A 19,218-nucleotide genomic window follows, 5' to 3' on the forward strand; every position below is an offset into this window, starting at 1 on the left:
CGAGGTAGATAGGGCAGAGGTGGAAGTGCAGCAATGCATGGAGCTGACTGTTACTAATCGGGTGAGGGCTTGACCAAGAATCGCAGGAAGAATGAATCTCAAGGAAATGTCAACATGTATGTAGTTTTGAAGATACAATGAGAAACCAGCTAACAGTTAGCTGGTTTTTTGTATGTAAAAATATAAAAAATATTCCGAGTTTATAGATCCCCTTGTTGTTACGTTAATCGCAAAATTATTTAAGATTAATTTAGCGGTTAAAATAACAACAAGGGGATATTGTAATCGAAATTATTTATAAAATAATTCGATAATCTTTAATCCTACCTCTACAGCGATATTCATTCCTTCAACAGTGATGTGTTCATAAGGTCCATGATAAGCATGTCCTCCTGTTCCGAGATTCGGGCATGGGAGTCCCATAAAGCTTAACTGGGCACCGTCTGTGCCTCCGCGGATCGGGGTGATAAGCGGCGGGATATTGCATTCTTTGCATGCTGCAGTTGCACGCTCAATCAGTTCCATGCAGGTGTCGATGATTTCTTTCATATTTCGGTACTGTTCTGTGATGGTAAGTGAGACAGTTCCTTTTCCCCATTTTTCATTTAAAATTTTAGTGATGTGTTTCATAGTTTTCTTACGGATATCAAAAGAAGCTGCATCGTGGTCACGAATGATATATTCGAGAGCAGCGTGTGAGACATCTCCCTTTATGGAATAGAGATGGAAAAATCCTTCATAGTCTTCCGTATCTCTTGGTGTGTCAGCGGAAGGGAGCATGGAATTGAACTCCATGGCAACAAGTGCTGCGTTGACCATTGTATTTTTAGAAGAACCCGGGTGTACGTTTACACCGGTAAATTCTACTACTGCTCTGGCAGCATTAAAGTTTTCATACTGGATTTCACCTTCTGTATCACCATCAAGTGTATAAGCAAAATCCGCTCCGAATTTTTTTACATTAAAATGGGCTGGTCCCATTCCTATTTCTTCGTCAGGGGTAAATGCAATGCAGAGAGGACCATGCGGAATAGTATTGTCATTGAGGTGTTCAATTATTGTCATAATCTCGGCAATTCCGGCTTTGTCATCTGCACCGAGGATGGTGGTTCCATCGGAAGTAATGAGAGTTCTGCCTTTTAATGTGGAGAGATGAGGGAACATTTTCGGGGAGAGAACTCTGCCGCTGGTTCCAAGTGCAAGGTCTTTGCCGTCATAATTCGGAGTGATAACCGGAGTAACCGGATGATCGCAGAAATCAGAGACGGTATCCATATGAGCGATAAAGCCCAGTTTTTGGCGGGATTCATATCCTCTGGTTGCTGGAATATGTCCATAGACATAGCAATGTTCATCTACATCGGCATCTTTCACACCCAGTTCTTTTAATTCCTGAACCAGCAGTCTGGCAAGGTCAAACTGATACTGTGTGGATGGGGAAGTACCGGTTTCTTCACTGCTTGGAGTGAATACTTTTACATAAGATAATAAGCGTTCGTATGCTTTCATGAATTAATCCTCCTGGTATTGGGCTGAGATAGATATTTATCTTAGCATTGTATAGTAAGTATAACATGTTATGGAGTTTACGTAAAAATATTTCTTGTCAGTAGTCAGTAGCTCTGTTTCTCAAAAGAGAGCAGGGATCATCTCTAAAAATTATTCTGAAATATTTCAAAAAAATGTCGAGGTAAAAAAGAATCTAAGTGATAGAAATGAATACAGGTATTATATATATTTATAGCTTATACTTCGTATTACAAAAATAAAATAAAGTATTTAAGTGTTTGTAAATTTCAAAATGAAGTGAAATAAAATGTAAAAACGTCAAATCAACCAAAAAATTGGATGTAATCAACAAAAAACACACGCCAAAACGTGGAAATATACAAAAATATTTATAGATATTTACTTCACTGAAACAGAATGCTATATTCTAATCAACAAAAAACTTCAAAGTGAAATTAAATAAATGAAGTAGAAATGGAGTGCACGCCATATGAATGATTTATTTGTTCGCATCAGATTTTTGTTACCGTCGTTACCAAGAGCAGAGAAAGCAATCGCATCTGCATTACTTGAAAACCCGGAAGCAATTACACATTTAACGCTTGCAGAGATTGCAAGAGAATCAGGAAGCAGTGAAGCATCAATTATCAGATTCTGTAAAAGAATGGGATATGATGGATATTCTTCTATGAAGGAGGATTTCATCAGAGCTTTGGCAGAAGGAATGGAAATTCATTCAGAAGATATTAAAGTATCAGACGATATGAAGACGATTTTGAAAAAGGTTTATCAGAGTAATGTACAGATGTTGAGTGATACATTAGTTTTGGCAGATGACGAAAATTATGAAAAAGCATTGGATGCTCTTCTTAAAGCCAGAGAGATACATTTCTTCGGTGTTGGAGATGCCTTTGCAGTATGTCAGCTGGCATACATGAAATTTGGAAGATTGGGGATTCCGTGTTCCGTACATAGTGACGTAATGCTGCAGATGATGACTGCAGGCAATCTTACAAGTGAAGACGTTGCGTTAGCTGTCTCTTATGAGGGTAGATCCAGAAATGTAGTAGAGGCAATGAAAATCGCAAAAGAGCGAGGTGCAGTTACAATTAGTATTACAAAAATGAATAAATCTCCTCTTCTCAGATATACAGATATCAGTTTATTTACGGCAGTAAATGACCTGACAGTGGGAAGAGATAAAGTAACCAGAAGAGTTTCAGATCAGTTTATACTGGATGCACTTTATCTGGGATATACGACGAAAATAAACAAAGGTTATAAAAAACAACTTCAGAAAATTCAGACAGTAATTGACTGTAATAAAATATAAACGAGGTGATCAATAATGTGCATTATAGCACCGTCCTTACTGGAAGCAGACTATAAATGCCTGGGAGAACAATTAAAAACAATGGAAAAATCCGGAGCTGAATATGTTCATATAGATGTAATGGATGGAAGCTTTGTACCGAATCTGGCATGTGGAATGAAAATGATTCATGGATTGAAAGGTGTAGCTGATCTGGTATTTGATGTTCATCTGATGGTAAATGAACCTGTTCGATTTGTAAAAAGAATGCAGGAGGCTGGAGCTGATGTAATATCTGTTCATTATGAGGCCTGCAGCAATGTAGCAGAAACTTTAAAAGAAATAAAGCAATGTGGAATTCGTGCAGGAATTGTTCTGAATCCGGAAACCTCGGCAGAAGTTCTTACAGAAGAAATCTGGAAGCTTGCAGATGTGATACAGGTTATGACCGTTCATCCGGGAAGAGATGGCCAGCACTTTATTGAAGATACACTTGACAAAATAAAAGATATCAGAAGACGGTCAACAGATACCGGAGAGTGGAAAGATATAGAAGTTGATGGAAGTATCAACTGTGGGAATATAGGAAAAGTAATAAAGGCCGGAGCAAATATCATTGTTTCAGGAAAGGCATTATTTAATGGAAATCTTGCAGAGAACATTGCCAATATGAAGCAACAGGCAGCCATGGAGGAATAAGATGAAATACGTAATTGGAGTGGATCTGGGAACCAGTGCGACAAAGACGATTCTGGTAGATCAGAATGGAAAAATCGTAGCCGAAGCGTCTGTCAAATATCCAATGTATCAGCCTGAAAACGGATGGGCAGAACAGGATCCATCAGACTGGTCAGAAGCAGCGATTTCAACAATTAAAAGTGTAGTTGAAAAAGGTCAGGTTAATGGAAAAGATGTGCGGGGAATTGGAATTTCTGGTCAGATGCATGGACTTGTGATGTTGAATGAGGAGAATCAGGTTATAAGAAGATCCATTATCTGGTGTGACCAGAGAGCTACGAAGCAGGTAGAGGAAATGTTGGAACTGCCAATGGAAAAATGGATGAAGATCACAGCGAATCCGCCAATGGCAGGATGGACGGCAGCAAAGATCCTCTGGATAAGAGAAAATGAGCCGGAGCTTTTTGCAAAGTGCAGACACATTATGCTTCCAAAAGATTATGTCCGCTTTATTCTTACTGGTAAGTATGCGACAGATGCATCAGATGCCAGTGGAATGCAGATGCTGGATGTAAAAAACAGATGTTGGTCGCAGGAAATTCTTGATTTTCTGAAAGTAGACAGAGAACTTCTTGGAGATGTGTATGAATCACCGGAAGTTGTTGGAAACCTTTTACCGAAAATTGCAGAGAAGTGTGGATTATCAACAGAAACAGTTGTGGTTGCCGGAGGAAGTGATAATGCCTGTGCAGCAATTGGAACAGGTATTGTAAGAGAGGGGCAGGCTTTTACAACAATAGGTACTTCAAGCATTGTATATACTCATCTGAAAAAATATCAGGAAATTCCTGAAGGTGCACTTCATTTGTGTTGCTGTGCAGTGCCTGGGTGTTGGCATACAATGGGAGGTCCTCAGTCGGCAGGTCTTTCGATTGAATGGATGAAAAATAATTTCTGTCAGGATTTGATTCAGAAAGCAGAAGAGGAAAATGTATCATTTTATGACAAGATAAATGAACTTACAAAAGATATTCCGATAGGAAGCGAAAGATTGATTTACCTTCCATTCCTGATGGGCGAAAGAACACCTCATATTGATCCCAAATACAGAGGTGCATTTATCGGACTGAATATCATACATGGACAGGCACATATGCTTAGGGCAATTATGGAAGGTGTTGTTTATTCCCTTGCAGACTGTAATGAAATCTTGAAGAAACTGGGAACAGAGGTTGTATCCATGCGTGCATGCGGAGGTGGAAGCAGAAGTCCTGTATGGAGAAAGATTATGGCAGATCTTTATAAATGCGATGTACATACATTGAAGCAGGAAGAGGGACCGGCATACGGTGCAGCAATTCTGGCCGGAGTTGGAACTGGAATTTATTCTTCGATACAGGAAGCATGCGATGCTTTTATTGAAGAAGATGGAATTACTGAATGCGATTTGAAAGAAGCAGAGGAATACGAGAAGTTCCATAAAATTTATGACAGATTTTATGAGGACATAAAAGAGAATCTACACGCTCTCTACGAGCTTTAGAGAAAAACTATATAAATTATTTAAAATCAGGAGGACTTTACAATGAAAAGAAGACTGGTAACAAAACTTATGATGGCAGCAGGCGTAGCAGCAATGGCAGTAACAACAATTCCGGCAAGTGTTTTTGCAGCTGAAGATGGTGGACAGACTTATGGAGTTACATATTGGTGTGAATCGGATTTCTTTAAAACAGTTGCAGATTCCATCACAGAAGAAGCAGAAGCTGATGGAAATAAAACAGTTGTAGTGGATGCTCAGCAGGACAGCGCAAAACAGATTCAGATTATTGAAGACTTTATTGCACAGGGTGTTTCAGCAGTATTTTTAAATCCAGTTGACAAAGATGCAATTGAACCTGCACTGCAGAAATTAGACGAAGCAGGGATTCCAGTAGTAAACTTTGATACTTCTGTATCTAATCTTGATCTGGTTGGTTCTTATGTTGCAACTGATAATTATCAGGCTGGTGTACTTTGTGCAGAAGCAATGATTGAAGATTTCCCGGATGGTGGAGAAATTGCAGTTCTTGATTATCCTGCAAATAATGCCTGCAACGATCGTGAACAGGGATTCCTAGATACAATTGAAGGAAAAGGATTTGATGTTGTGGCAACATTTGATGCAGAGGGAACTGTAGAAAAAGGACAGACAATCACAAGTGATATCATCCAGGCTAATCCAGATATCAAGGCAATCTTCTCCATTAATGACCAGGCTGGTATGGGAGCATATGCATCACTTACGACAGCTGGAAAAGAAGTATATGTTTACGGTGTTGATGGTGCTCCAGAAGCTAAGAAAGTAATTGCTAAAGACAACAGCATTTATCGTATGACAGCAGCTCAGTCCCCGATTACAATTGGTAAAGAGTGCTATAAGGCAGCTAAAACTCTTATCGCAGGGGAAAAACCGGAAGAATTCGAAGTAGATGTACCTGCGTTTGCAATTGATTCTTCAAATATTGATGAATATTTAGACGCTGACTGGCAGTAAATCTGAGCGGGTGCAGCGCAGGCTGCACCCATTTTTGCCCCATATAGAAAAAGGTGGGAAATGTTTGTTATTTAGAGGAGAAAATTTATGGCACATTTATTGGAAATGAAAAATATCTGTAAGTCTTTTTCCGGAGTTTCTGTGCTGAAGGACAATCACCTGGAATTGGAAGCAGGTGAGGTTCATGCTCTCTTAGGTGAAAATGGTGCCGGAAAATCTACATTGATTAAAATTCTCGGTGGAGTTTATACAAAAGACAGCGGACAGATTCTGGTTGATGGACAAGAAGTAGAAATTACAGGTGTTGAGAGCGCAAAAGAGCACGGAATTCGTATTATACATCAGGAACTAATGTTGATTCCAGATATGACAATTTCAGAAAATATTTTTATTGGACAGGAACCAAAAACAAAAGCAGGTACTGTCGATAAAAAGAAAATGAATGAAATGGCGCAGGGATTTTTGGATTCTATGCACCTTGATCTGAAATCAACTCAATTTATCCGAGATTTAAATATTGCACAGCAGCAGATGGTAGAAATTATTCGCGCTATTTCCTTTGGCGCAAAAATAATCGTTATGGATGAACCGACTTCATCTTTGACAGAAAATGAAGTAGATGCTCTTTTTGAGGCAATCAGAGCTTTAAAAGCAAAGAATGTTGGAATTATTTATATTAGTCATCGAATGGCTGAATTGGATGCAATCACTGATCGTATCACAGTTATGCGAGATGGTGAATATATCGATACAGTAGTTACAAAAGAGACCACACATGATGATCTGGTGGCGCTCATGGTTGGAAGAAAACTTGGAGATTTGTATCAGAAACATGAAAACTATTCAGATGATATTATTCTCAAGGTAGAAAAACTTGCTTCTGGAAAAGAAGTAAAAAATGTTGATTTTGAACTGAGAAGAGGAGAAGTTCTTGGGTTCTCAGGACTGGTTGGATCCGGACGAAGTGAAACAATGGAATGTATTTTTGGACTTCGTCATAAGGATAGCGGACATATTTATATTGAAAATAAAGAAGTTGATATTAAAAATGTAAAAACTGCAATAAATGCAGGAATCGGACTTGTTCCGGAAGACAGAAAGCAGTCAGGAATTTATCCGATCCAGGGAATACGTTTTAATGCAACGATTGAAATATTGGACAAATTTTTGAAAAAAGGCCGATATAACAGGAAGAAAGAAATTGAATTTGCCAGAAAATATGTTGATGAAGTTATGCAGACAAAATATTCCTCTATAGAGCAGGAAATAGGAAAGCTTTCAGGAGGTAATCAGCAGAAAGTTATTATTAGCAGATGGCTTCTGGTCACAGAAAAAATTCTTATTCTGGACGAGCCGACAAGAGGCATTGATGTAAAAACAAAATCAGATATTTATCATCTGATTGATGATCTGACAGCAACAGGTTTATCAATTATTTTCATATCTTCGGAGATGCCGGAGCTGATCAACATGTGCGATCGTATTGTGGTAATGAATCAGGGACACACCACAGGAATATTGAACAGAAATGAATTTAATCAGGAAAAAATTATGGCGTTTGCGACAAAGGAAATAGGGTGACGATTATGGAAAATAAAAACTGGAAAAATTTATCTGTAATACAGACAATTAAATCTAATATGGGTATTCTTGCGGGACTGGTTATTCTTTGCGTTGTATTAAGTTTTACAACCAGCAGTTTTGCAACAGTTACAAACTTATTTAATGTAGTCAGACAGATTACAATCAATTTGTTTCTGGCATGTGGAATGACTTTCGTAATTCTGCTTGCAGGAATTGATCTTTCTGTAGGATCAGTAATTGCGGTTTCAGGATGTATCAGTGCAGGACTCATTTCATGGAATGGACTTCCTGTTTATGTTGGTATCCTTGGAGGAATCCTTGCTGGAGTTGTAATTGGTCTTATTAACGGTTACATTGTTTCTTCTACAAATATTCCGGCATTTATCGTTACTCTTGCAATGATGAATATCGGTCGTGGTATTGCCCGTGTTTATACAAAGGCTCAGACAATTTCTGTTCTTGATGACAGCTATACTTTTTGGGGAATGGGTACTATCTTTGGAATTCCGATTCAGTTATATTGTATTGTTGCAGTAATTGCAGTTTCTTCTTTTATCCTTAATAAAACAAAATTAGGCCGTCATATTTATGCAGTTGGTGGTAATAAACAGGCTGCTGAATATTCTGGTATTAATGTAAAAAAGGTTACATTTTTCGTATTTGTATATAGTGCGTTACTTGCATCTTTAGCAGGAATCCTTACAGTAGGACGTACTTTTACTGCAATGATGACACTGGGAGACGGAGCTGAAATGGATGCGATTTCTGCAGTTGTTCTTGGTGGAACAAGTATGAACGGAGGTCGTGGTACCATCGCAGGAACTGTTATCGGTGCAATTGTAATCGGTGTTCTGAAAAATGGTATGAACCTTCTTGGTATTGACTCTTCCTGGCAGTATATTGTACAGGGTATTGTAATTCTGATTGCAGTTTATATTGACTGGTTTAAACAGACCGGATTCAAATTTTCCAGAAAAATAAAAGCCTGAATAAAAAGGCAATGGAAAAGGAGATGATAGAAATGGAAAATTCAGTTATACTGGAGGAAATTCTTGAAGAATTGACAGAAAATGCAAAACATATTTCTTCTTCTTCACTTGAAAAGTTTGCTAATGAGATTATTAAAGCTAGGCATATTTTTGTAGCAGGAGCTGGACGTTCTGGGTTTGTAGCAAGAGGGTTTGCAAATCGCCTGATGCATTTGGGGTTGGAAGTATTCTTTGTGGGAGAACCGACAACACCGGCAATTGAAAAAAAAGATCTTCTTATTATCAGTTCAGGTTCAGGAGAAACTGACAGTTTGATTGTTATGGCAAATAAAGCAAAAGAAGCAGGAGCATCTGTTGTGACAGTAACAATTCATCCGGAAGCTTCCATTGGTAAGGTATGTGAAAGCTGTATCGTAATCCCGGGTGCAACTCCAAAGAGTAATCTGGAAGATACAAGTGAATCTGCTCAGCCTATGGGAAATGCGTTTGAACAGATGAGTTGGATCGTTTATGATGCAGTTATTATGATTCTTATGAAGAAACTTGGAAAAACAGAAGAAGAAATGTTTAAGCATCATGCAAATTTAGAGTAGGTGGCATATATGGAGAAAAAGATTAAATTTGGCTGTGTGGCATGGGGACTTCCTGGTGGTGGATATTTTGGACCGCAGATTGCAAAGGAAGCTGGACTGGATGGAATTCAACTTGAACTTGGAAGTTATGAATGGGGTTATCCGTTAGCTCAGAAACAGGTTCAGGAAGCGTATCTTGAAGAGGGAAACAGGTTAGGAATTGAATATCCGTCTATTGTTCTTAATGATGTGATGGATCATGAATTTATCCATGGAAAAGATACAGAGAATGGAAAGATCGCGTATGACCAGATGGAATTGGCAGTTCAGGTAGCAGCAGAAATAGGAATATCCAAGATCATGGTTCCAAACTTCCTTGGAAATCTGATTACAGAAGAATCTCATGTAGAAGCAACAAAGGATGCACTGAGATTTATTTGCGAAAAAGCAGAAAAGAAAGATATTACTGTTATGACAGAAAATGCGTTGGATTATAAAGAACAGATTCAGCTTCTGAAAGAAATTAATATGCCGAATCTGACAATACACTTTGATACACAGAATTTCAAATTTAATTTTAACATGGATCAGTGCGAACAGTTGGAGGGACTTTATCCATATATGGATAGTCAGCTTCATGTAAAAGATGGTATCAATGAACCAGGCGGCTGTCTGCTGGGAGAGGGAAACACAGATTTCTTCCCTCAGATGGAAATCCTGAAAAAACATGGCTATGAAGGATGGATCATCATTGAGAATTATTATAACCTGCTTCCGTTGAGAAAATGTAATGAGCAGAATCAGATGCAAATTATAAATAAGGATTTGGAAACGCTGAGGACTGTATGGGGCGTTTGAGAAAAATATTTCTTGCATTTTGTAAATAGTTATGATATGATGCTGCTCAAAGAAAAGGGAGTAGCGGCCATCGTTATGAAGAACTGGACTTGTTTTTCCTATAAATGGTACATAAATGCGTCAGAACGGCAGATTAAGAATGCCCGCATTATGATATAATCGGCAAGACTTTTGTTTTAGACATTAAGAGAAGAGCTCATGTTATGTCTGAAATGAAAGTCTTTTTCTTTTCTTCAGAAATTTTTAGAAGCAAAAAATTTAATTATGCCAAATGGTGAAACGGAGGAGAAAAGTGAACGAAAGAGTAAATCCATTTAAAAAATTACAGAAGCCGGGAAAACATGTGAAACGTATTGTAATAGGAGCAGCAGGACTGGTGATTATTGCAGGGCTTGCCGGAGATGCGACCTATCAGATACAGGAGCAGGAACAGGCAGTATTGACAACTTTCGGAGTGCCGAAGGCAGTGGCAGAAACAGGACTGCATTTTAAGATTCCTTTTATACAGAAAGTACAGAAAGTAAATACAACGATCCAGGGATTTCCTATTGGGTATAGTATGGGAGATAATTCGGTGGTTGAGAATGAGGGCATTATGATTACCTCGGATTATAACTTTATTGATGTAGATTTCTTTGTTGAGTACAGAATTTTAGAACCGGTAAAATATCTTTATAATTCAGAGGAACCGGAAGATATTCTAAAAAATATTTCTCAAAGCTGTATCCGTACAGTAATCGCAAGTTATGATGTGGATGAAGTGCTTACCACCGGAAAAGGTGAGATCCAGAGTAAGATTAAAGAAATGATCCTGAAGCAGATGGAGGAACAGAATCTGGGGATTCAGCTTGTGAATATCACAATCCAGGATTCAGAACCGCCCACACAGGAGGTTATGAAAGCATTTAAAGCAGTAGAAACTGCCAAGCAGGGAAAAGAAACTGCTTTGAATAATGCCAATAAATACAGAAATGAAAAGCTTCCGGAGGCTGAGGCAGAAGCAGACCAGATCATTCAGGAGGCTGAGGCGCAGAAGCAGGTAAGGATTAATGAAGCGGAAGCTGAGGTTGCACGTTTTAATGCCATGTATGAGGAGTATGTTAAGAATCCGGAGATCACAAAGAAGCGTATGTTCTATGAGGCAATGGAAGATGTGCTGCCGGGAATGAAGATTGTGATTGATAATGGAGATGGAGTGCAGAAGGTTCTGCCGCTAGATTCTTTTACAGGGAACAGTTCAGAGAATCCGACAGAGACACTGAACACGGATCCTGCTCAGGACACACAAGATTTAAATGATTCTGAGAACGAATAAAGAAATGACAGAAAATATTTCATATAAAAAGTGTTTTGGTAAATGAAATACGAAGGATAGAGATATAATTTGGAAAGGACTAATTTATGAAAGGTAAGAAAATTGGAATATTAATTGGTGTGTCTGCAGTGGTTATAGCTGTCGGAGCGTCGGTAACAGTAACTCAGCAAAATGAATATAAGCTTATCCGTCAGTTTGGTAAGGTTGACAGGGTGATCAGCTCATCGGGAATCAGTTTTAAGATTCCGTTTATAGAGAGTACACAGTCATTGCCAAAGGAAACACTGCTGTATGATCTGGCAGCATCTGATGTAATTACAAAAGATAAGAAAACGATGATCAGCGACAGCTATGTTCTCTGGAAAATCAGCGACCCGCTTAAATTTGCACAGACATTAAACTCTTCTGTGGAAAGTGGTGAAAGCCGAATTAATACTGCTGTGTATAATGCCACTAAAAATGCGATCAGCAGTATGTCACAGGATCAGGTGATCACAAGTCGTGACGGAGAACTGTCTGATATGGTTATGGAGGCAATAGGAACAAACATGGATCAGTATGGAATCGAACTTCTCAAATTTGAAACCAAGCAGCTGGATTTGCCGGATGATAATAAGGAAGCTGTATATGAACGAATGATTTCTGAACGAGATAATATTGCAGCGACTTACAAGGCAGAGGGAAACTCTGAAGCAAAGGTGATTCGAAATAAAACGGACAAAGAAGTAGCAATCCAGATTTCCGATGCCAAAAAACAGGCAGAGATCCTGGAGGCGGAAGGGGAGCAGGAATATATGAAAATTCTTGCGCAGGCTTATGGAGAAGAGGACAGAAGTGAGTTTTATTCATTTGTGAGAAGCCTGGATGCGCTGAAGACATCTATGAAAGGTGAGGACAAAACAGTGATACTGTCTGCAGATTCACCGATCGCTCAGATCTTTGAAGGAAAATAAAAGAAAGTAACAATAATACACTCTAATTTTTCACCAAATAAATGGAAGATAGACATAGAAGATAAGGAATGTTATAATTTTTTTACAAAGAAATCCTGAAGCAGAAAATGTAAGTATAATCTGGAAATAATATACAGAGAAAACGGAGGGATAGAAAATGCTGACATGTATCAGATCAAAACGGCAGAGAGATGCAGCGGAGTATGCTTTACGAACTATTCAGTCATCATGCATAAGGCCTTATATTAAGACAATATATCTGTATGGCAGTTGTGCACGGGGAGAAGAGAAATATAGCAGTGATGTTGATCTGTTTCTGGAACTGTCAGAGTCATTCCGCTCCCGGCCGGAACTTAAAAAATATCTTTATCTTCTAAAATCAGAAGTATCCTCTGAGGAATTGGATGATGCAGAAACGGATCTGAAAATTGTAGTTGGCGATGACTGGAAAAGGAACAAAATGCTGTATTATACAAATGTGCGAAAGGAAGGAATTCAGATATGGCCTTGAACAGTTATTTTGATTTTGCAGAAAATGATTTTCAATATTTTAAAGCCTCTTATGATGCGGGGATAGTTGCAAATATGATGGGTGCCATGGCGCAGGGAATATGCGAAAAATATATGAAGCATCTAATCTCAGAATACTATAAACCGGATGATGCTATGCAACAGAAAGATTTTGAAAATATTTTGCGTACACATAGTCTGAACAGACTGATGAAATTTCTAAAAGCAAATATGGGAGCAGAGTTTTCAAAAAATACGCAGACACATATGAGAATGATAGATGGTTTTTATTTTTCAACCAGATATCCTGGTGACGATAGCATAGAGATAGATGGTGATGATGTGGAAACCTGTAATGATGCGATAGAATTGTGCAGAAAAGAAGTTTTAGAGTTAGAACGAAAGTTAAAAAAGGATGAGGTATAAACAGAAATCACGTTACGTAATACAGAAAATCTACTATGAATATCGTTGATACTGTATTTGAAATGAAAGACGGCAAGATCTCATGAGCCTGATCTCAGAGAATAGAAAAGAGGCTGTTACACTAATTGCTTATGTAGTGTGACAGCCTTGTGTATTGTGAACTGAGAATTTGTTACTGAAACGTAAGGAATAAATTTCCAAAAGCAGTGTTGATGTGTCGAAAACTATTGATTGACGGAACTGTATGTATTTGTTACACTGAATTTACATATTCAAATTCCAGACCAGCCGGTCATCTATTTCCCTTTATGCAAGCATGTACGAAAGATAAAGATTATCCGATTTATGATATTTGTGCAAATTGGGTATTCAAACATTGTTACCGTATGTTAGAATAGAAGTGAGGTATCTAATGAATAATACGATATTTGATGATGTATTTCGTACAATGATTGAGAAAATGCCATATCTGGCAGTACCTTTGATTAATGAAGTATTCCATACTTCTTATCCGGAGAATGTACCGATTGTGCAGTTGCGCAATGAACATCAGCAGGAAAACGGAGAGATTATCACGGATTCCTGTTTAAAGATTGCTGGTAAATTGTATCATATTGAATGTCAAAGTGTAGACGATACAACTATGGCAATTCGTATGATAGAATATGATTTCTCCATAGCAATTGAAAATGCACAGAAACAGGGACGCAAATACAGGATGGATTTTCCAAAGTCCTGCGTATTATATTTGAGAAGCGGAAAGAATACGCCGGGTTTTCTGGAGATAGAGATGGTACTTTCGGATGAGAAAATAGTACATTATTGGGTTCCGACAATGAAATTGGAGACATATACGAGAAACAGTATTTTTGAAAAAAATTTACTGATGCTTCTGCCGTTTTATATTATGCGATATGAAAAGGATATTCATGAAATGAGTGAGAATCCGGAAATGTTCCAGAGTTTGCTAAATGACTATGAGGAAATCCGGATAAATCTGGAAAGAGAACTTTCAGGAGCAGATAAGACGGCTTTATACATGAATTTAAATAAACTGATCATAAAAATAGCGGACTATATATGTAGGAATGAAAAAACAGTCCGGAAAGGAATAGGTGAGATTATGGGTGGAAAAGTTCTTGAACTGGAATCTGAAAGGCTCGAACGGCTTCAAAAAGAGGCGGAAGCAGAGGCAAAAGCAATTGGAGAAGCAATCGGCGAAGAACGATTAAGCACTTTACTTAATCGTCTGATTATGGATGGAAGAAGTGCAGAAATACAGTCTGTTGTGACAAATGCAGAGACTCGAAAACGGTTATATAAGGAATATGGAATTTTACCAGAATAAGTATTAAATAAAACGACAGTATTACTTTTTATATATGAGTTAAGGGGTGAAATTTTAGGATAAAATGAAACTTGACGAACGATATGAATGTGGATATAATAGGTTCAGAAATAAAAAAATTGGAATTTTTAACCGGATTTGACCGGCCCTGATATCGCTAAGGAGGAACATGTTATCATGAAAATCGGAAATGATATTTATTATGTAGGTGTAAATGATCATCAGATAGATCTGTTTGAAGGTCAGTATGTAGTGCCAAACGGTATGTCCTATAACTCATATGTGATCATGGATGAAAAGATCGCAGTTATGGATACCGTAGATGCTAATTTCAAAGATGAATGGCTTGAAAATGTAGCCAGAGTCCTGGACGGTGCGAAACCGGATTATCTGGTAGTACAGCATATGGAGCCGGATCATGCCGCAAATATCGAGAACTTCATGAAAGCATATCCTGACACAATCGTAGTTGCAAATACCAAGACCTTCACTATGATGGGAAATTTCTTCAGAAACCTGAATCTGGACGGAAAGAAGCTGGTAGTTGCAAATGGTGACAGCCTGACACTTGGAAAACATGTGCTGACTTTCGTATTTGCACCAATGGTTCACTGGCCGGAGGTTATGGTTACATATGACAGTACTGATAAGGTTCTGTTCTCAGCAGACGGTTTCGGTAAATTCGGAGCACTTGACGTAGAAGAAGACTGGGACTTCGAAGCACGCCGTTACTATATCGGAATCGTTGGAAAATACGGTGCACAGGTTCAGAAGCTTCTGAAAGCTGCCGCAACTCTGGATATCCAGACAATCTGTCCGCTTCATGGTCCAATCCTCACAGAGAACCTGGGACATTACCTTGAGAAATATGATATCTGGTCCTCCTACAAAGTAGAGAGCGAAGGTGTTGTGATCGCCTATACATCTGTTTACGGAAACACAAAGAAAGCAGTAGAACTTCTGGCACAGAAACTGGAAGAAAAAGGATGCCCGAAAGTAACTGTATTTGACCTTGCAAGAGATGACATGGCAGAAGCAGTAGAAGATGCTTTCCGTTACGGCAAACTGGTACTTGCCACAATTACATACAACGGAGATATTTTCCCATTCATGCGTACTTACATCGAAAACCTGACAGAACGCAGCTACCAGAACCGCACCATCGGACTCATCGAAAACGGAAGCTGGGCTCCTGCAGCAGCAAGAATCATGCAGGGAATGTTCGAAAAGAGCAAAAATATCACATGGCTTGAAAATAATGTAAAGATTACTTCCTCCTTAAGCGAAGCAAACGAAGCGGAGATTGAGGCTATGGCAGAGGAACTCTGCAAATAATTGATAATTGTAAACAGCAGGATCGAAAGATTCTGCTGTTTTTCAGAATAAGATAAACCCGGTTACTGAGAACGGAGTACACAAGTAACTAAATCCGTAAGAGAAAGGCAGGAACAAAATATGACAGTAGCGGAAGTTGTAAAGAAAATGGTAGAGTATTCCAAGGGAGATCTTCATGACATCAACCATTTCATGAAAGTATACGCATATGCAAAAACAATCGCAGAGGGCGAAAATCTGTCACCGGAGCACCAGAAGCTGGTGGAGGTTACTGCGGTTGTCCATGATATTGCCTGCCCTCTCTGCAGAGTAAAATACGGAAATGCCAACGGTAAACATCAGGAGGAAGAAAGTGCGGCACTGATAGAGGAATTTTTTGTAGATTCAGATCTGCCGAAAGAATTTGTAGATCGTGTTTCTTATATTGTAAGTCATCATCATACAATAACCGGAATCGACGGTATTGATTATCAGATCATGATAGAAGCAGATTATCTGGTAAATGCAGATGAGAGTAATTTCTCCGGAAACAATGTGAGAAACATGCTGGAAAAAGTATTCAAAACAGAGACAGGAAAATTCCTGCTCCAGTCTATGTATCAGAAGAGATTGAATGCTAAGGAAGAGAAATAAACAGAATGAAAATATAACATCAAAATAATCATTGAAAAGCTGTCACAAAAAAGTGGCAGCTTTTTGAAACTTTTCATTACATTTTCCCATCTAATAAGTGTAAAACAAAAACAATAAAACTTCATTCGAATGAAAACCATTTACAGAAACATATAAGCAAGGAGGAGCAGCATTTGATACAGTTGGTAAAACGCTCCATCTCAGGAGATGCGGATGCATTTCTGGAACTGATGGAAAAGAATTCTCTGGCAATGTACAAGGTGGCGAGGGGAATCCTTGATAATGATGAGGATGCCGCAGATGCCATGCAGGATACCATACTTACCTGCTTTGAAAAAATACATACATTGAAAAATCCGGAATATTTCAAAACCTGGATGATCCGTATTCTGATTAATGAATGCAATAAAATCCACAGACACTACAAAAATTTCAGCAGAGCTGAAGAACTTCCGGAAGTCCCCGGACAGGATATGTCCATTGAGGAATTTGAGTTCAAGGAAATGCTTGGAATGTTGGACGAATCCTACAGGATCATACTGGTTCTGTATTATGTAGAGGGATTTCGGATTGCAGACATTGCTTCTATATTAAATATGAATGAAAACACAGTAAAAACCAGACTGGTCAGGGCCCGGGTGCAGCTAAAGCAGGAATATACTTCAGCAGAAGATAATATTCAGAAGGAAAGACTGCAGCAGAAGAAAAAGAAAAACAGAGAATTTACAGGTATAACAGAAGAGCTTGCGGAAAACCAGGATGGAAATATGAGAACAGGATCGGTAACAGCAGGAAGTATAACGGTAAGTGCAAGAAAGGGATGAAGTGATTATGGCGAAGAAGTTGGATTTTGATAAAGAAAAGAATAACAGAAATGATAATGCGATAGAGGAAATCATGCAGGCAGATTTTCCATTGCCAAAGCAGGCAGAAGATGCAAAAAACGAAGCATTTGCCAGAATCAGGGAAATGGCAGCAGCTTCTGAAAATGTGGAAAATGCAGAGAATATTGTGCAAAGATTGCCAGAGAAATCAACAGAAAAATCAACAAAGAAATCAACAGAAAGTTCCGGAAAGAAATCAACAGGAACAGTAAAATCGCATAAGAAATTCAAAACAGTATACAAAACAGCTTTGGGACTGACCGCGGCTGTAGCTGTGTTTTCCGCAGTATGTATTACAAATCCTGCATTTGCAGAGAACATTCCTCTGGTCGGAAATGTGTTTAAGCAGCTCGGCAATTCCCTGGGATTTTATGGTGATTATTCGAAATATGCAAAGCAGTTGACAGATTCTGCAGAAGATGCAGAGTTGGCAGATACTGATGAAAGTCAGGAGGACGGAGGTAATCCTCAAAGTGCTCAGGCTGAGGATCAGAATACAACAGAAAATAACAATGCAGATAAAACGAAAGACAATGAATCATACAGTAAAACAGTAGATGGAACAACTGTCACGCTTTCAGAAGTATACTGTAATGAAATGGCTCTGTACCTGTCTATGACAATCCATACAGAAGATAAATTCCCGGATACCTTCATCACATCTGATGGAAAACCCAATATTAAGCTCAGCGAGAATTCTACAGTGAAATATGATTACATGGATGGAAAAAGTAATCTGTTCAATGCTTATCTGGATGGAAAAATGCTGGATGATAATACCTATGCAGGAGTTTTGCGTATTCCTGTGGAAGATATGACAGTGGATGATGCAGGATGGACAAAATTTTATGAAGTGCGTAATGCATTTTTCAAAGAAAAAGGGATTGATGTAGATTCTGAGGATTTTAGTTTTGACAAGTTAGCCCAGATACTGGGAATGGATGAATACAGTGATGCGAAGCTTCCTCAGATGGGAGGTCCGGCAATCAGTGATTATGTCAAAGACATCAAAGTACCTGACCGGTTTACCATGGAGCTGGATCTGAAAGATATTGTGGGTACTCTTCCAGATGATCAGGATACCACTCCAGATATCCCTCAGGATCTGCGGGATGAATATAATCAGAAAATGGCAGAGCATGGGATCAGCACAGACGATGCAGATTATGAGAGTCTGACAGAAGAGCAGAAGAATCTGGAACATCAGTTTTTCACTGAGATGTGGAATGAGTATTTTGAACGGTATCCTGAGGCAAATGAAGGTAATAACAGATATAACTCATGGACACTAAAAGGTGACTGGAAGTTCAGCGTAGATGTAGAGAAAAATACTTCCGATACGGTTAAAAAGGATGTAAATGTGGTAGATGAAAATGGAGATGGTGTTCTCTCCATTACGAAAACACCATTTGAGATCACTATGAAAATGCAGGATCCGGAAACAAAATATGTTGCTGTTATGCTGGATGCCAATGGAGATATCATGCCATATGGCGGAGTGGCAAACAGTAATGCGGACACATATGCAATACAGGACAGAGATGTTTCCACAGTATATATCTATCTTTGCGATTACTATGAGTATATGGACGAGCTGAAAGGCTACTACTGGTCTGATAACTATGAAGAGAAAGCAAAGACCAAGACCTTCAAACAGCTTCTGGATGAACGGGCAGTTGCCAGCGCAGAAGTACATTTTGATAAAGATAAATAATGATGTCAGGGTCAAAAGGTATTTTGCCCCTGACCTGATATCAAAAAATAAAGTATCATAAC

Annotated in this window: 18 protein-coding genes; 17 read left to right on the forward strand and 1 reads right to left on the reverse strand. The window is 38.6% G+C overall.

What is annotated here, in order from left to right; translation table 11 throughout:
• Positions 1 to 291 precede the first annotated feature (291 nt).
• A complete protein-coding gene (pepT, locus tag I4V44_RS14995; protein ID WP_055060588.1) occupies positions 292 to 1,509 on the reverse strand; it encodes a peptidase T in 1,218 nt (405 codons plus the stop codon).
• 490 nt (positions 1,510 to 1,999) lie between these two features.
• On the opposite strand from pepT, the gene I4V44_RS15000 reads away from it, so the two are divergent.
• The 17 genes from I4V44_RS15000 (at position 2,000) to I4V44_RS15080 (ending at position 19,156) form a co-directional block, all read left to right on the forward strand.
• Positions 2,000 to 2,842, forward strand: a complete 843-nt coding sequence (locus tag I4V44_RS15000; protein WP_022379841.1) for a MurR/RpiR family transcriptional regulator — start codon at positions 2,000 to 2,002, stop codon at positions 2,840 to 2,842.
• A gap of 15 nt (positions 2,843 to 2,857) precedes the next feature.
• Positions 2,858 to 3,520: a ribulose-phosphate 3-epimerase gene (rpe, locus tag I4V44_RS15005; protein ID WP_022379840.1), complete on the forward strand. Its 663-nt coding sequence runs from the start codon at positions 2,858 to 2,860 to the stop codon at positions 3,518 to 3,520.
• A 1-nt stretch (position 3,521) separates the two neighbouring features.
• A complete protein-coding gene (xylB, locus tag I4V44_RS15010) occupies positions 3,522 to 5,042 on the forward strand; it encodes a xylulokinase (protein WP_173744910.1) in 1,521 nt (506 codons plus the stop codon).
• 42 nt (positions 5,043 to 5,084) lie between these two features.
• Positions 5,085 to 6,035: a sugar ABC transporter substrate-binding protein gene (locus tag I4V44_RS15015; RefSeq protein ID WP_196002901.1), complete on the forward strand. Its 951-nt coding sequence runs from the start codon at positions 5,085 to 5,087 to the stop codon at positions 6,033 to 6,035.
• A gap of 87 nt (positions 6,036 to 6,122) precedes the next feature.
• Positions 6,123 to 7,616, forward strand: coding sequence for a sugar ABC transporter ATP-binding protein (locus I4V44_RS15020; RefSeq protein ID WP_196002902.1), 1,494 nt, complete (start codon positions 6,123 to 6,125; stop codon positions 7,614 to 7,616).
• Positions 7,617 to 7,621: 5 nt separating this feature from the next.
• Positions 7,622 to 8,608 (forward strand): ABC transporter permease, encoded by a 987-nt coding sequence (locus I4V44_RS15025; RefSeq protein WP_022379836.1) that lies wholly within the window; start codon positions 7,622 to 7,624, stop codon positions 8,606 to 8,608.
• A gap of 32 nt (positions 8,609 to 8,640) precedes the next feature.
• Positions 8,641 to 9,201 carry a 6-phospho-3-hexuloisomerase gene (hxlB, locus tag I4V44_RS15030; protein WP_055060589.1) on the forward strand — a complete coding sequence of 187 codons (561 nt, stop codon included), beginning with the start codon at positions 8,641 to 8,643 and terminating at the stop codon, positions 9,199 to 9,201.
• 9 nt (positions 9,202 to 9,210) lie between these two features.
• A complete protein-coding gene (locus I4V44_RS15035; protein WP_196002903.1) occupies positions 9,211 to 10,038 on the forward strand; it encodes a sugar phosphate isomerase/epimerase family protein in 828 nt (275 codons plus the stop codon).
• A 292-nt stretch (positions 10,039 to 10,330) separates the two neighbouring features.
• The gene (hflK, locus tag I4V44_RS15040) at positions 10,331 to 11,353 is read left to right on the forward strand and encodes an FtsH protease activity modulator HflK (RefSeq protein ID WP_271724952.1); all 1,023 of its coding nucleotides are present in this window, start codon (positions 10,331 to 10,333) and stop codon (positions 11,351 to 11,353) included.
• An 86-nt stretch (positions 11,354 to 11,439) separates the two neighbouring features.
• On the forward strand, positions 11,440 to 12,306 hold the full coding sequence (gene hflC / locus I4V44_RS15045; protein ID WP_008705809.1) for a protease modulator HflC: 867 nt from the start codon (positions 11,440 to 11,442) through the stop codon (positions 12,304 to 12,306).
• Positions 12,307 to 12,463: 157 nt separating this feature from the next.
• Entirely contained in the window at positions 12,464 to 12,817 is a 354-nt protein-coding gene (locus tag I4V44_RS15050) for a nucleotidyltransferase domain-containing protein (protein ID WP_008705807.1), read from the forward strand.
• Complete coding sequence (locus I4V44_RS15055) at positions 12,808 to 13,242, forward strand: HEPN domain-containing protein (protein WP_173697353.1); 435 nt, start codon at positions 12,808 to 12,810, stop codon at positions 13,240 to 13,242. The genes I4V44_RS15050 and I4V44_RS15055 overlap by 10 nt, the downstream gene beginning before the upstream one ends.
• Before the next feature lie 412 nt (positions 13,243 to 13,654).
• Positions 13,655 to 14,590 (forward strand): hypothetical protein, encoded by a 936-nt coding sequence (locus I4V44_RS15060; protein WP_196002905.1) that lies wholly within the window; start codon positions 13,655 to 13,657, stop codon positions 14,588 to 14,590.
• A gap of 177 nt (positions 14,591 to 14,767) precedes the next feature.
• The gene (locus I4V44_RS15065; RefSeq protein ID WP_118587163.1) at positions 14,768 to 15,925 is read left to right on the forward strand and encodes an FprA family A-type flavoprotein; all 1,158 of its coding nucleotides are present in this window, start codon (positions 14,768 to 14,770) and stop codon (positions 15,923 to 15,925) included.
• A 120-nt stretch (positions 15,926 to 16,045) separates the two neighbouring features.
• Positions 16,046 to 16,558, forward strand: a complete 513-nt coding sequence (locus I4V44_RS15070) for an HD domain-containing protein (RefSeq protein ID WP_173698418.1) — start codon at positions 16,046 to 16,048, stop codon at positions 16,556 to 16,558.
• 173 nt (positions 16,559 to 16,731) lie between these two features.
• Complete coding sequence (locus I4V44_RS15075) at positions 16,732 to 17,382, forward strand: RNA polymerase sigma factor (protein ID WP_173698419.1); 651 nt, start codon at positions 16,732 to 16,734, stop codon at positions 17,380 to 17,382.
• Between the two features lie 7 nt (positions 17,383 to 17,389).
• A complete protein-coding gene (locus I4V44_RS15080; protein ID WP_243280292.1) occupies positions 17,390 to 19,156 on the forward strand; it encodes a DUF4179 domain-containing protein in 1,767 nt (588 codons plus the stop codon).
• Positions 19,157 to 19,218: the final 62 nt, after the last annotated feature.

Origin of the sequence: Blautia sp. 1001283B150304_161114_C9 (assembly GCF_015668165.1) — a bacterium.
Classification (GTDB): domain Bacteria; phylum Bacillota; class Clostridia; order Lachnospirales; family Lachnospiraceae; genus Blautia_A; species Blautia_A wexlerae.

Bases quoted from the DNA above. Each gene is read 5' to 3' on its own strand.
- I4V44_RS15060 (WP_196002905.1), top strand. From the start codon at position 13,655: ATGAATAATACGATATTTGATGATGTATTTCGTACAATGATTGAGAAA.
- I4V44_RS15065 (WP_118587163.1), top strand. From the start codon at position 14,768: ATGAAAATCGGAAATGATATTTATTATGTAGGTGTAAATGATCATCAG.
- I4V44_RS15055 (WP_173697353.1), top strand. From the start codon at position 12,808: ATGGCCTTGAACAGTTATTTTGATTTTGCAGAAAATGATTTTCAATAT.
- I4V44_RS15000 (WP_022379841.1), top strand. From the start codon at position 2,000: ATGAATGATTTATTTGTTCGCATCAGATTTTTGTTACCGTCGTTACCA.
- pepT (WP_055060588.1), bottom strand. From the start codon at position 1,509: ATGAAAGCATACGAACGCTTATTATCTTATGTAAAAGTATTCACTCCA.
- hxlB (WP_055060589.1), top strand. From the start codon at position 8,641: ATGGAAAATTCAGTTATACTGGAGGAAATTCTTGAAGAATTGACAGAA.
- I4V44_RS15025 (WP_022379836.1), top strand. From the start codon at position 7,622: ATGGAAAATAAAAACTGGAAAAATTTATCTGTAATACAGACAATTAAA.
- I4V44_RS15080 (WP_243280292.1), top strand. From the start codon at position 17,390: ATGGCGAAGAAGTTGGATTTTGATAAAGAAAAGAATAACAGAAATGAT.
- hflC (WP_008705809.1), top strand. From the start codon at position 11,440: ATGAAAGGTAAGAAAATTGGAATATTAATTGGTGTGTCTGCAGTGGTT.
- rpe (WP_022379840.1), top strand. From the start codon at position 2,858: ATGTGCATTATAGCACCGTCCTTACTGGAAGCAGACTATAAATGCCTG.
- I4V44_RS15070 (WP_173698418.1), top strand. From the start codon at position 16,046: ATGACAGTAGCGGAAGTTGTAAAGAAAATGGTAGAGTATTCCAAGGGA.
- I4V44_RS15050 (WP_008705807.1), top strand. From the start codon at position 12,464: ATGCTGACATGTATCAGATCAAAACGGCAGAGAGATGCAGCGGAGTAT.
- I4V44_RS15035 (WP_196002903.1), top strand. From the start codon at position 9,211: ATGGAGAAAAAGATTAAATTTGGCTGTGTGGCATGGGGACTTCCTGGT.
- I4V44_RS15015 (WP_196002901.1), top strand. From the start codon at position 5,085: ATGAAAAGAAGACTGGTAACAAAACTTATGATGGCAGCAGGCGTAGCA.
- I4V44_RS15020 (WP_196002902.1), top strand. From the start codon at position 6,123: ATGGCACATTTATTGGAAATGAAAAATATCTGTAAGTCTTTTTCCGGA.
- xylB (WP_173744910.1), top strand. From the start codon at position 3,522: ATGAAATACGTAATTGGAGTGGATCTGGGAACCAGTGCGACAAAGACG.